Origin of the sequence: Streptomyces geranii (assembly GCF_002954775.1) — a bacterium.
Lineage (GTDB): Bacteria > Actinomycetota > Actinomycetes > Streptomycetales > Streptomycetaceae > Streptomyces > Streptomyces geranii.
Window position 1 is genome coordinate 15,999 of record NZ_PJME01000053.1, and the last position, 12,714, is coordinate 28,712.

The 12,714-nt window shown below is 72.1% G+C and carries 13 protein-coding genes; 1 reads left to right on the forward strand and 12 read right to left on the reverse strand.

The genetic code is table 11. The features are described from left to right. Positions 1–28: 28 nt before the first annotated feature. Together CW359_RS37415 and CW359_RS37420 are read right to left on the reverse strand one after the other, a co-directional pair. Positions 29–772 carry a nuclease-related domain-containing protein gene (locus CW359_RS37415; protein ID WP_105974678.1) on the reverse strand — a complete coding sequence of 248 codons (744 nt, stop codon included), beginning with the start codon at positions 770–772 and terminating at the stop codon, positions 29–31. 101 nt (positions 773–873) lie between these two features. Next, positions 874–1,440 (reverse strand): hypothetical protein, encoded by a 567-nt coding sequence (locus CW359_RS37420; protein ID WP_105974679.1) that lies wholly within the window; start codon positions 1,438–1,440, stop codon positions 874–876. Between CW359_RS37420 and CW359_RS45575 the strand changes: the two genes are divergently transcribed. Next, positions 1,429–1,602, forward strand: coding sequence for a hypothetical protein (locus tag CW359_RS45575; RefSeq protein ID WP_157968710.1), 174 nt, complete (start codon positions 1,429–1,431; stop codon positions 1,600–1,602). The genes CW359_RS37420 and CW359_RS45575 overlap by 12 nt on opposite strands. Before the next feature lie 57 nt (positions 1,603–1,659). Here CW359_RS45575 and CW359_RS37425 read toward each other — a convergent pair whose 3' ends face one another. The 10 genes from CW359_RS37425 to CW359_RS46100 form a co-directional block, all read right to left on the reverse strand. After that, a complete protein-coding gene (locus CW359_RS37425) occupies positions 1,660–2,109 on the reverse strand; it encodes a hypothetical protein (RefSeq protein WP_105974680.1) in 450 nt (149 codons plus the stop codon). Beyond that, positions 2,106–2,534, reverse strand: a complete 429-nt coding sequence (locus tag CW359_RS37430; protein ID WP_105974681.1) for a hypothetical protein — start codon at positions 2,532–2,534, stop codon at positions 2,106–2,108. Before CW359_RS37430 ends, CW359_RS37425 begins: the two co-directional genes overlap by 4 nt. A 24-nt stretch (positions 2,535–2,558) precedes the next feature. Then, positions 2,559–3,023 (reverse strand): Pycsar system effector family protein, encoded by a 465-nt coding sequence (locus tag CW359_RS37435; protein WP_105974682.1) that lies wholly within the window; start codon positions 3,021–3,023, stop codon positions 2,559–2,561. 3 nt (positions 3,024–3,026) lie between these two features. After that, positions 3,027–4,172, reverse strand: a complete 1,146-nt coding sequence (locus CW359_RS37440) for a coiled-coil domain-containing protein (protein ID WP_105974683.1) — start codon at positions 4,170–4,172, stop codon at positions 3,027–3,029. Between the two features lie 91 nt (positions 4,173–4,263). Further along, a complete protein-coding gene (locus CW359_RS37445; protein ID WP_105974684.1) occupies positions 4,264–5,466 on the reverse strand; it encodes a DUF6884 domain-containing protein in 1,203 nt (400 codons plus the stop codon). 750 nt (positions 5,467–6,216) lie between these two features. Then, a complete protein-coding gene (locus tag CW359_RS37450; protein WP_105974685.1) occupies positions 6,217–6,984 on the reverse strand; it encodes a hypothetical protein in 768 nt (255 codons plus the stop codon). Positions 6,985–7,058: 74 nt separating this feature from the next. Continuing rightward, positions 7,059–7,781 carry a hypothetical protein gene (locus tag CW359_RS45580; protein ID WP_105974686.1) on the reverse strand — a complete coding sequence of 241 codons (723 nt, stop codon included), beginning with the start codon at positions 7,779–7,781 and terminating at the stop codon, positions 7,059–7,061. 110 nt (positions 7,782–7,891) lie between these two features. Beyond that, positions 7,892–9,148: a hypothetical protein gene (locus CW359_RS37460; RefSeq protein WP_105974687.1), complete on the reverse strand. Its 1,257-nt coding sequence runs from the start codon at positions 9,146–9,148 to the stop codon at positions 7,892–7,894. Between the two features lie 218 nt (positions 9,149–9,366). After that, positions 9,367–11,523: a zinc finger domain-containing protein gene (locus CW359_RS37465; protein ID WP_105974688.1), complete on the reverse strand. Its 2,157-nt coding sequence runs from the start codon at positions 11,521–11,523 to the stop codon at positions 9,367–9,369. 454 nt (positions 11,524–11,977) lie between these two features. Then, the gene (locus CW359_RS46100; protein ID WP_198655530.1) at positions 11,978–12,430 is read right to left on the reverse strand and encodes a hypothetical protein; all 453 of its coding nucleotides are present in this window, start codon (positions 12,428–12,430) and stop codon (positions 11,978–11,980) included. Between the last annotated feature and the right edge of the window lie 284 nt (positions 12,431–12,714).

Below are 12,714 nucleotides of genomic sequence, written 5' to 3' on the forward strand. Positions count from 1 at the left end.
GTCGTACGGCCTGCCGTGCCCCGGGGGGTCAGCCGCCGTGCGGGGGCAGCCTCTGCTCCGCCAGTTGCCCGACGGCGGTGATGCGGTCCGGGGTCCAACCCGGCTGCGGCGGGAGGTTCTGCAGCAGCTTCGGCAGCTTCCGCGCGGCGACGACCGTGACGCCCTGGACCTCGACCCTCTGCCCCCAGAATCCGGGGACCCGGGCGCCGTGCACGGCGACGATCGGGCGCACGTCGCAGCCCAGCGCCCGGCCGGCCTGCTGCGCCTCCCACACGACCTTGCGCAGGGCCTCGCTCTGGTCGTACCGGCCGTACTTCAGGGTGTCGCCCGCCACCGTGAGCTTCGACTTCTTCGACACCCACGCTTTCGAATCTACGTACGACACCCCGGCGGGGCCGATTACCAGATGATCCAGGTTTGCCCGGCTCCTGGGGATGGCCCGGTCATGGACCACGGCGTAGCCGCGGCGCTCCAGCGGTGCCAGTAATCGGGCGGTCGCCCGCTCGCCGGCCGCGCCCTTGGCCCAGTTGTCGTCCGCGCGGCGGTAGGTCTGCCGCACGCCGTACGCGACGATGCCCAGAGCGACGACCAGCCCGGCCTGCCACACGGTGGCCACGGCGGCGGCGGTGCCGAAGACTGCGGCCAGTGCGACGGTGACGGGCAGGGTCACCCGGGCGCGCTGGTGCTGGCCGGTCCGCTCGACGGCCCGGCGGCGCTCGGACTCCCGCCGGGCGCTGGCCCCGGCGTTGCGGCGTCCTGGTGCGGTGGTCATGAACTCCCCCTCGTAGTCGGTCTGTTGCTGTCTGCGAGACCGTAGCGCTCGGCGCCGACACGGCATCAGTGCGCCGGTGCCCCGGCCTCGGGGCTTCGCGGTCAGGGCTGGCGGGGGCCTGCGGTGTCGCCGAACTCGACGAACCGGGCGAGGGCGCGCTCGACGGGCGGCTTGCCCTCGGTCACCGCGGTGATGACGCGGTTGAAGTACCGCTCGGCGGCCCGCTCCTGCTCGGCGGTCAGCACGATGCGCCGGTTGGGCCGGGCCCCGGTGACGGCCGTCAGCAGCGCCTGGGCGTCGTCGTCCTGCAGCTGGAGCACTGCGACGGAGCGGGCGAGCCGGTTGACGACCCCTTCGGCCTGCTCCGGGACACGGTCACGGCCCTCGTCGCTGAACCACTCGCCTGCCTGGTCGAGCAGGCTGTGCAGGTCGGTGTATCCCTTCTCCCTGGCCAGCGCCTTGCGGAAGTGGGCGAGCAGCTCGACCAGGACCTCGACGTCGGCCGGGTCGACGGGCACGGCGTACAGCGGGGTGTACTCGTAGCCGTCGGCACCGAAGACCTGGTTGCCGGTGGTCGCCTCCTCGCCGTTGTCGGCCGGGTGCCGCTCGGCGCGCAGGTCCTCGGGCAGCGCCTTCGAGATGCCGGTCCAGGCGGCATGGGCGGCCATGCCGTCGAGGCCGGCGGGCAGTTCATAGACGTCGTCCGCGCCTGCACGGGCGTCGCGTGCGGTCTGGTCGAGCCAGCTCAGCAGCGGCTCCTCCAGGTCGAAGAAGTCGGTGAGGAACTGTTCGTCGGCGGGCAGCAGCCGCAGCGCGGTGTCGGGTCATGAGGGTCACTCCTGGGTGATGGCGGGCCGGGTTGCAAGGACAGATGAGGAACGGCTCTGTCAGCCCTGCGGGTGCTGGCAGGAGGGGCAGCCGATGGACTGGGCCGCATCGGCGGCGGTGGCGCCGGCGGCTTCGGCGACCGCGCGCCAGCACAGCGGCAGGCCGGTCTCGTCGAGCGTGCGCCCACTGGGGAATTCGTCGTCCGGGCCGTAGAAGACAGCCACGAAGGGCTCGACGCCGGGCAGGACGATGCGCGTCGGCTCGATGTGGAGGTCGAACTGCGGGGCGGGCGGGATCGAGGCGAGGCTCTCCCACACCACGCAGTTGAGCAGCTGCGCCACGGTCCGGCACTCGTGGTCGGTGCACGGGTCCCAGGTGCTGCCGTTGGCACGCAGCACCTCCAGGCGGTCGGTGATGGTCAAGGTGATGGTGTCGGCGTAGTGGACGGGCCGGTCGGCGGGCTCGGGCGCGGTGGCGGTGCGGCTGCGGAACAGCTGGCGGATGTTCACGGGGTCTGGTCCTCCTCGTCGTCGAATGCGTCGGTGATCAGGTCGGGCCAGCGGGCGTGGCCCCGGAACTCCAGGCGGTGGCGGAGCATCGCGGCGGCGTGGTCCCGGGGGACCTCCAGCGCGAAGTCCTCGTGGGCGCGGGCGATGACGTCGCCGGTCGTGACGCGCATTGCGGGGACGTGGTGCAGGTCGGTGACGGGCTCGGCGAGACGGGCGCGCACGGAGGTGGTGATGGCGTGGTCGGTGGCGGCCTGCAGCTGCTTGCGGTAGTGCTCGTCCCCCCGGCGCTGTCGGCGGTCCGCGTCCAGCTTCATCAGCCGTGGGGCCGAGACCGCGGCGAGCAGGGCCAGGGCGAGGGCAATGCCCACGAACCAGGCCACGCCCGTAAAGACCATGTCGGTGACGGAGTTGAAGGTCTCCCTCATGGTGGTTCCCCCCCTTTCCGGCGGTCAGAGCAGGCTGGTGAGGACGGCGGCCAGTGCCAGGAACCCGACGCCGGCCAGGGTGGAGCCGATCGCGTACTGGATCCGGCGGAACTTACGGACGGCGCCTGCCTGCAGGGCCCGGACCTCGTCGGTGCGCTGGCCCCCGGCGAGGCGGGCCTGCAGCTCGGCGTCGCTGAGCCGGTGCCACGACGGCCACCCGTCCCCGGTGAGGCTGGGGAACACCGCGATGAGCAGCAGCACGATCGCGGCGACCAGGGCGATGAGACCCGCGACACCGGCGGTCACGGCCGACGCGGTGAGGTCGAGTTGGGGCGCGGCGGAGCCGACACCGGCGACCAGGCCCCCGATCAGGGCGAGCAGTAAGGCGGCCTTGTTGTCGGCCCGCCCCATCTCGCCGCGGAGCATGGCGGCGGCGTCGGCCACGCCCGGGGTGTCGGTCCGGACGGGCTGCGGCTCGGTGGTGGTCACGGGTTACTTCCCCTCTCGCTTCGTCTTGTCCTGGTGCTCCTGCAGCTCGCGGCGGGCGTCGCGGGCCTCGTCCTGGGCGGTCCGCTTCTCGGTGAGGGCGGTGTCCAGCTGGGTGCGCATGGTGTCGAACTGGGTCTCCAGCTGGCCGGCGCGGGTGCGGTAGCCCTGGGCGTCCTCGCGGACTCGCTCCAGGGCGTCGGTCAGTTCGGTGACGACCTTGTCGGCGGCGTCGACCTGGGCCTTGGCCTCGACCTTGGCCTTCTCGGCGGCGTCCTCGGCGGCGGCGGCCCGCTTGTCGGCGTCGGCCTGCGCCTTGGTGGCCTCCGTCTTGACCCGCTCGGCGTCGGCCTTCGTCTGGTCGACGGTCTTCTGCATCGCCTCGACGTCGGTCTTCGCCTGCAACTGCGCCTTCCCGGCGGCTTCCTGGGCCTCCTTGACGCGCTTGTCGGCTTCGGTCTTGCCGTCGGCGACCTTCTGCTCGGCGTCGGTGCGGGCCTTGTCGACCGTGTCCTTCGCCTCCCGGCGGACCCTCTCCATCTCCTCCTCGACGGCGGTGACCTGGTCGGCGGCCTCCTCGCGGATGCGCTCGGTCTCCGTCTCGAACCGGCTCGTCGCCGCGTCGAGTTCCTCGATCGCCTGGTCCGCGGCGGCCTCGGCGGCGGCCTGTGCCTCCTCGGCGGCGTCGGCCCGCCGATCGGCGGTCTCCCGGCGCCCGCGCTCCGTGGTCGCGGTCTCGCGGAACTCGGCGACCCGGGCGTCCGCGCGTGCCTCGGCGGCGGAGACCTGTGCTTCGGCGGCCTCCGGGTCGGTGACGGTCTTGAGCAGGTCCGTGTACCGGGCCAGTTCTGCCGTCAGCTCCTCGATCCTCTGCAGGACGGTGCCCTGCACGATGGTCGCGGTCTTGGCCGCGTCGCTGACGATGTGGTCGCTGGGCTCCTCGGCGGGCCTGCTGGTGGTGCCCGCCGGCTTGCCCGTGGGGTGCTTGGCCCGGTAGGCGGTCATGGCGGTGTGCTCGGGGTCGTCGCAGTACTCCGGCGCGCGTCCGCGCTTGCCCGGCTCCTTGGGGACGGGCGGCCGGGAGCACCCGGGGAACCCGCACTCGGGTGCCTTGGCGGGAGCCTGGGTGGTCTGCTCGGTCTGCTCGCTCATCTGGGAGAACTCCTCGGGGTGGTGCGGTCGGTGCGGTGTGCGCGCGGTCGACAGCGTGCCGTATCCGGGCGGGCCCGGATGACGGGCCCGCTCACGCGGCGGTCGCGTACAGGTCGGTCTGGGTGGGGCGCTCGCGCAGCGCGGTGAGTCGGCCGCGCTGGCGGCCGATGCCGAGATGGGCGAGCGGGGTGAGAGCGGCCGGCCACACGGCGGCGGCGCGCTGGGTGTACTTGCCCGGGGTGAGGAGTACGACGTCGGCGGTGGCGGTCAGCCCCATCTCGGCGGCCTGGTCGCGCAGTTCCTCGACGGTGATGCTGCCCTCGTCGTCCCACGTGTGGTCGTACGGCTCGATCACCCGATCCAGTGGCAGGAAGCCGTGCAACGCGCTCATGACCAGCACGGTGCCGCCCTGCGCGGTGAGGGCGTCGGCGGTCCGGCGGGCGTGCTGGTGCAGCTTTCCGACGTACAGCTTCCCTGCCTCGGCGGGGTGGTCGAGCTTGGCACCGGAGCAGGGGATCACCACGATCGGCCCGGCCGCGGCGGGGACGGCGGGGTCGAACAGGGCCAGCTGTTCGCCGTGGGCGGCGGCGACCGGCCAGCGCGCGGCCGGGGCCTCGATCCGCTCGGCGTCGTCGAGCAGTTGCAGGGCGGCGGCCGGGTCGTAGGCGTCGCGGATCTCGACCCACCCGTACTCGCCGAGAACTCCGGCGAGGGTCTCGGCCTGCTCCCACAGGGGGAGGGCGGGGTCGACCTCGGGCACGGCGGCGGGCTGGGGTCCGGTCAGCACCTGGACGATCCGGCGGAAGGCGACGGCCCGGAAGTAGGCGGCGGCCCCCCGTCGTCCTCCGGTGCCCAGGGCCTCGAAGTGGTCGGCGTGCCGGGGCCGGCGGGCGCACTCGCCGTACATGCGGGCGGCCCAGCTGGTCAGCTGCTCGGCGTGGTCGAGGACGCGGGGGAGCGCGGCGGCGTAGCGGGCCACCTCGTCGGCGGAGCCGGTGACACGCAGGGCTCGCCCAGACCGGTCGAGCTGGCGGGCCTCCACGCCGAAGCGGGCGGCGACGGTGCGGGCAGCCTCAGCGCGCTGCGGACCGCGACCGGCGGCGTAAGGGAAGTCCAGACGGACCGCGGCGCGGCCGTGCACGCGCAGCTGCAGGCGGTCGGCGACGACGTAGCGCGCACACCGGGCCGCATAGCGGGCGGCACGCTCCGGTCCCCAGCCGATGTCCAGCAGGGGGCGGCGCATCAGGCTGCCGTCCTTGCGCGGTACCTCGCGGTTCTCGTCCCTCAGCCCCATGCCCGGCGCCCCCTTCGTGGTGTGTTGTGCAGGGCTCCAGTCTAATGCATTGCATTTCATTTCGTCAATACATTTCATCACGTGCGATGCAATGAAATGCAATGCAAATGGGGGGTCGGCATGATCACTTCCGTGGGTTCGCCGGTCGCCGTCGTCGTACGGCTGCTCGCCGCGACCGCCGGGCGTCTGTCGTCGGCCGACCTGGGTCCTCCGCCCGGTCCGGCCCGCTGCCAGCGCACCGACGCCGGGTGGTCACCGGCCTCTTCGCTGCCAGCCTCTTTGAGCGGTTCCGCCGTGCCCGCCGCAGTCGGCAGTGCTCAGTGCCCCGGGGAACCTTGGGCCGGCGCACCCGCGCCGTACGTCGGGCCTGAGCGGGGTGCTCCCTCGTCGTCCGGGCGCGCGTAGCGCTGCTACAGGTTCCCGGGGGCTGGAGAGGATCGCGCTTGCGCGACCGGCTTGCCGGCGCCGAAGGCGTCCTCGTAGGGCCCCGGGGTTCTGTGGCACCCTTTGGGGCCCGGTCGTCGAGGGAGTGCACCGCGACCCACCACACCACTCCCCCACGGACCCGCAGTCGGCCGTGCTCTCCCCACCCCCTCAGAGGGAGGGCCGGGGGTGTGGGGGCAGAGCCCCCGCGAAGACCCCAGCTGTCCGGCCGGTCCGCACCACGGCGTACGAAGCACGATGCCCGGCGGGACCAATTGGTCCCGCCGGGCACAGGGGCGCGGGCGGCGGTGGCGGCTGGGGTGGGGGCTAGGTGCCGTCGGGGGCGGGGAGCTGGACACCCCGGGCGCGCGACACCCAATGGATGCGCTGGCGCGGCGGCAGCAGGCTGTACTCCAGGGTCCGCAGCCCGGAGCCTTCGGTGAGGTGCCAGGGTGCGATGGTCCACAGCCCGTCGCGGTCGGGGACCGGTTCGACCGGGCATCCGGTCATCACCAGGTCCCACCGGTCGGTGCTGCCGTTGTCGCGGTCGTCCTCCACGGTCACGCTGCCGCGCACCTGGTGGGGCAGTTCCTGCCCGGCCTGCTTCGCCGCGTGGTTCTCCGCCAGCTGCTTGATGGTGAACTCGCGCTGCAGGTAGACGTCAGGGGTGCTCTCCCCCGGTTCCAGCAGCAGGACGCCGGCGGCCGTGGGCCTGTTGTCGTTGGCGACGACCAGGTCGCCGTCGAACCGGGCCTGGACCCGCCGGTCGCTGAGGTTCTCCAGCACCAGGACCTGCTGCAGCACGAGACGGTTGGACCCGTCCTGGTCGGCGGGGAAGTGCCACTTGTGCCCGGCCGGCCACGTGTTGCAGGGCATCCCGCTGCTGTTCCAGGCCAGCGGTTCCCAGGGCGGCTCGCTCAACTTGAGAGTGACGCCCGGGGCCTGGGAGTCGAGTCGGCTGCGGATCGCGTCGGCGGTCATCAGCTGGCTGACCGTGAGCGCGGCGCGTGTGAGGTATGCCTGCCACCCGACGAAGCCGAGTGCACCCGTGGTGCCGATCGAGCCGACGGCGGTCCAGAACGTCTCTGCTGACATGGCGGAGATTCTGGCAGCACCACCGACTCCCCCGTACCGCGCGGGCCGGTGCCCCCCGGGAACGGAGTACGGGTCTACGCGGTCGCCGGGGCGTTGGTGAAGCCGATCCGGCCCCCGACCAGCCGCCCGGCCTGTGCGGCGGCGGCCAGCGCGGCGGTGCGGGCGTCGTCGCTGTCGAGGCCGGGCAGCCCGGCGTTGCCGGAGTACACCACCACCTGGCCGTGGCGGTCGGCCTGCTGGAGCCAGCCGTCGGGCAGTACGAGGGAGCCCTGGAAGAAGATCCCGCCGCGCGGGTCGAGGATGAGCAGGCCGTCGGTCTCGGGGGCCACGTGGTCGAGGAACAGGACGGCGATCCACTCGGCGACGGTCGGCGGCGCCTGGTGCAGCTGGTCGACGTGGGTGAAGCCCTCGTCGAGCAGGAAGTCGGTCACCAGGTCGTCGGTCGACTGCTCGTGCAGCCGGTACGCCTTGACGGCGGACTCGCAGACCAGGACCGGCAGTTCGGTGCCGGAGTGGTCGACGACCAGGGCCGTGATGGTCATGCGGTCGTCCGGGGCGGGCGGCTCGTAGCCGTCGGGCAGCGGACGGACGCCGGACGGTGCGCACGCGGCGTGGGCGAAGGCGACGCGGACCATCCCGTCGCCGGCGAGCACCACCATGCTCACCGTGGCGGTGGCGTCGTCGAAGGGCTTGCTGCAGTCGATGCAGGGGTCGGGGGGCAGGTCGGCCGGGGCGACCAGGGCGAGGTCCTCGCCGAGCAGGGCGCGGACGTCGTCGCTGATGTTCAGGTCGATCACGGGTGTGCACCTCGCGGTTCGTCGGGGTCTGTCACGGGGGGTTCCGTCGTACGGGCCCGGGGCCGAAGTCAGCTGCTATGACTCCGGCCCCGGGCAACGTGCGGGGTTGGTCAGTCTTCCTGCTCGTCGTCGTGGGCGAGTTTCTCGCGCAGGTCGCCGACGGCGGTGTGGGACATCGAGGCCAGGGTGCCCAGTTCGCGGTCGCTGCGCTGGGTCCAGGCCATCACGCGGACCAGGTGGATGCGCCGCCGGTCGCGGGCCTGCTTGAGGAGTGCTTCGATCCGGGCGACCTCGGAGCCTTCGCGCTGGAGCAGGTCCTCGACGGCGCGGCGCTCGGTGGCACGCTCGCGTTCGAGGTGCTCGCGCACGCCGGTCAACAGCAGGTTCTCGACGGTGGCGGCGGCCTGGAGCCGGTCGGCGAAGGTGTCGAGGCGGTCGTCGTTCTGCTCGGCGAGGGCGCCGTACTCCGTGGTCGCGGCGTCCAGCGCGCGCTTGCCCGCCTCGGTCTGCAGCCACGGCTCGACCGGCGTGCTGGTCCGGTCGCCGGCGGCCTGGGCACGGTAGGCGTACAGGGCCGCGCGGTCGCCGTAGAAGGAGTGGCCTCCCCATCCGCCGTCGTAGATCTGCGCGTTGCCCTGCGTGCAGAGGTAGCCCGCCACGCCTCCGTAGCCGGACGGCGGCTTGTACGCGGCGATGCGGTCCAGCTCGGCGTCGCTGGCGGTGGCCCACTCGGCGGGGATCAGCTCGGGGTGGCGCTCCAGGAACTCCGTGGCTTCGTGCCGCCAGTCGGCCACGGGGCTGATGACCGGCTCCGGCCAGCTGACGCTGTCGCGGCCGACGGTCGGCTCGACGGCGCGCTCGAAGTCCTTCCAGGCGCTGTCCGCGGCGGCCGACCACTCCAGCTCGCCGCGCGGGCCGACGCGGTGCATGGTGTCGACGATGCGCTGCACGATCGGCAGCACGGAGGTCGCGACCTCGTACAGCTCCTCGGCGGTGAACAGCCGCGTCGTGTAGCCGTGCTCCTGGCTGTAGCCGACCGGGGTGACCAGCCGGACGATCACCTTGCCGCGGACCGTGAGGTCGTTGGCGGACTGGCGCAGGTAGCCGGGGAGCTGGCGGACCAGGTGCTCCTCGGCGTCCCGGTAGTCGGTGTCCCCGTACCAGAGTTCGCCGGTGTCCAGGTCGAGGGCGAACCAGTAGCGGTACTGGGTGCCCGGCCCGTAGCGGCCCGGCCCGGAGGTGTCCCGGAACCAGACCTCGGCGGCCGGCGGCGGGGTCAGCGTGACGCCGGTGAAGGCGTCCTCGGGGTGGTAGCCGGAGCGGACGTGCGCGGTGCGTACGGGCTGCTCGGTCTCGGTAGCGGCCATCTGGGCTGCTCCTCTCGTCGACTTCGGCCATCGTCCCGCGCAACGCCCCATCGTGGAAGGTGGTTTCCAGTCATGCGGGATCTATTGGCAAGTGGTTTCCAGTCGGAATGATCACCCGATGGTCACGTAATAACAGGCCCTGCGGTGAGGGGTCCCTCTCGAACAGACTGCAAAGACAGCAGCTGCTCCCGGGGGGCACGGCTAGCCGTGACAGGGGATCAGGCGGTCGCGATACGGCGCTCGATGCGGGCCCTGGCTGCCCCGTGGTCGCCTCGGCCGTCGGCGGTGCGGGGGTAGCGGCGGCGGGGCTGCCGGGCGAGCGTGGTGAGGACCAGGGCGGCCTGCTCATCGTTGACCTGGACGCCAGTGCGCACGCCGGCCTTGGGGGTGCGCATCCACTCCTCCTCCTGACGCCACCACCGGTACAGCTCGATCTCGACCGCGTACCGGCGTGCACGGCTAGCCGTGACACCGAAACAACCCAGCGCCTTCGCCGCGGCGAGCAGGGAGCCGGGCCTGGGCCGGTAGTACGGGGTGCCTGCGCGCCGGGCGGCGAGGGTTCGGCGGGCGGTGTGCTGGTCGGCTCCTCGACGGCGTACGACGGTGCCGGTAGCCGTACGGCAGCGTTCGCCCGGCAGGGCCTGGCAGGTGGGGCACTCGTGCTGAACGGCCATGACCGCGCGGGTGACGACCATGAGGTTGCGCATCGCCGTCAGGTGCTTGACGGCCGTACGCGGGGCGTACCCGGTGCGCGCGCACACCTCGGAGAGGCTCAGGGGGCGGTCGGCGTGCTCGATGAGCTGCTGGTAGACGCGTGCGGCGTGGTGGCCGAGCCCTCCCCCGTGGTGCTCAGTAGCCCGGCCGTAGGCGAAGACATCGGCCTGACCTGCAGACAACCGCTCCTGAAGACGGGAGATCAGGAATCGTCGGACCTCCCCCAGGGGGGGCGGGGTTCCTTGTGTCCCACCCTGTGCAACAAGCGTGAATCCGGGATGCGCAGCGGTGACGGGGAGCAGCTCGTGGGTGCCTGCGGGCCCGTCGGTGTCACGGGCGGCGAGCCAGCCGTCGAGGGTGAGCCGGTTCTGCGCGCGGTGCATGGTGGAGCGGCCGTGGCCGGCGGAGACGGCGGCGCGGCGCACGTCGAGGTCGAGGACGGTGACACCGGAGCGCAGCGCGTACAGGCAGCGCAGGTCCAGGGCGGCACGGTCGGCGGGGCCAGCCTTGTCTGCCCAGCGCTCGGGGCAGGCGTCGGCGGCGGCCTGGAGCTGCTCGACCAGGGCGACGACGTCGGCGATGGTCTCCGTCCACTCCAGGGAGTCCTCGGTGAGCGGCAGGGTGGCCGCGTACGCGACGCAGCGCTCCCACTGGCGGCGCAGCTTCTCGCGGGCCTGGGTGTCGGTCAGGACGATGCGCAGCCCGCGGCGGCGGGTGCTGGTGCAGGCGTGCAGCAGACCGCCCTCGCGGTGACGGCGCTCGTCCATGAGCCGCTCGACCATGGGCCACGTCCAGCGGCGCAGGGCGAGGCGGCCGAGCAGCGAGGCGAGGGTCTCGCTCACGCGGTCGTCGGCCGGGCGGCGGGTGAGCAGCGCCCACGTCTCGTCGTCGAGGGCGGTGTTCGGGGTGCCCGCGAGGCGGGGGCCCAGCTCGTCGTCGAGGATCTCGGCGACCTGCTGTTCGCGGACGATGCGCGGGCGGACCGTGGCCGGGGCCGGGACGGAGTCGATGATGAGCGCGAGGCGCACGAACGCGTCGGACACGTTGCCGCAGCTGGCCGGGGTGAGCAGGTCGGCGGCGCGGCGCTGGTCGAGGGGGGCCTGCAGCTGGCTCTTCCCGCCGTCGCGGTGCGCGGCGCCGATCGGGCGCACGGCACCGGTGGCCGGGTTGCACAGCAGGCCGTGGTCGAGGGTGGGCAGGCGCAACGCGGCGGCCCTGGCGACGGAGGCGACCAGCACGGCCTCCAGCGGCTCGGCGGAGGTGACCCACACGTGCCGTCCGCCGGCGGAACCGGAGGCGGCGACCACGTAGGTCAGCCCGGCCTCCTCCAGCCAGCGCAGCAGGGTCGCGAGGTCCGGGCCGGTGTCGCCCTTGGAGCTGTCGAGGTCGAAGCACACCCACCGGAAGCGGTCGAGCCGGTCGGCGAGGTGGACGGCGTACGGGCCGTACGGTGCGGTCTCCGGCAGGGGCCGGGCCTTGTAGGAGTGGAGCCATTCGCCATCGCCGGAACGGGTGTCCACCCGGATGGAGGCACGCGGGGACAGCTCCAGGAACAGGGCCTGGAGGTCGACCTGCGCGACCTCGAAGAGGGGCAGAACACCGGTATGGGGATTGTGAGTTCGTGCAGATGACGGGCTGTGCGCTCCCGCCCCACGGGACACACCGTGGGGCAGAGTGGGCTGTCCGGCACCGTAGCGGTCCGCTACGATGGCAGTGCTCCTAACTTCATAACAACGCCGAAGCCCCCTCTCGCCTGACGGCGGAGGGCTCCGAACGCGGCCACCCAGGTCGCAGAAAAGAGCAGGGCTCCGGACTTATGTGGTAGGGGACCACCGCCCGACAGCCGCCCTGGAAAGCGTCTGTGGGGCTCGTTTCACCTCTTCTCTGTGTGGCTTGTCGAGAGACCCGGTTGGAAGCCGAGTCGCTCTGGGGCTGACAGGTAGGTCGACTGGGGAGTCGGCCCGGGTGTTGCAGGTGGTGCGTTTGCATTTGATCTAGGGATTCAGCGGGCTGGCAGGCCCGTGGTGCTGAGTCCCACGTACGTCGTCAGGGCGGCCCCAGGTTGGAAGACCGAGGGGCCCTTTTTCTTGCCCGGCGACGGTTCCGCGTCCGGCGCTACCCCGTGAGAGGAAGCGCCTTTTGTTCGTCGAGTTCATTGGCCCACAGGGGGCGGCCGTTCTCGTCAACGGGCATGCGCTTGATCAGTTCGTTGACCAAACCGGCGAATGACTGTCCCGTGAAGCCAGCGGCCTTGATGGCCTTCGCTGCCATATCGGGGACGATCACCACACCTGTGCGCCAGTTCTGACCGGACGTCGGGTCATAGCTCACCGGGCGACCTGTCTGCGCGCGACCGCGCAACGGGCCGCCAAGGTCTCGCCCTTCGCTTTCGATCTTCCTGACCATGATGGCGATCTTGCCATACTCCCGACCCGTTTCACTACGACGGGCGCGCGTGTTGTGGGAATTCTTGTGAGGCGGGCGTTTATTTCTCGGACGCAGGTTGTTATGGGCCAACGCCGTATGACGGATCATCAGGGCAGTTCGGTGGCTTTCGAGTTCAGGCACGGCGCGGCCGGCCCATCGTGTCGGACTGGTGTGCGTCTTGCTGCTGCCCGACGGCTTCACTCGATCCGGTCATCCCGAGTCCCCTCCCGCGCTGCCTGGTTGACGGCCCTTCAAAGCCGTAGACGTACCAGCCCTCGAAATCGTTACAGGTTCGGGGACACGAATTTCTGCACGTCAAGTGGTGTCCCCAGGGGTGGGACCGCAGCATGGGGCGGCGTCCCGCCGGGCGGGAAAGGGTGCGGGCGGGGCATCGTTCGCATCGTCACACTGGAGGAACGCCGTCG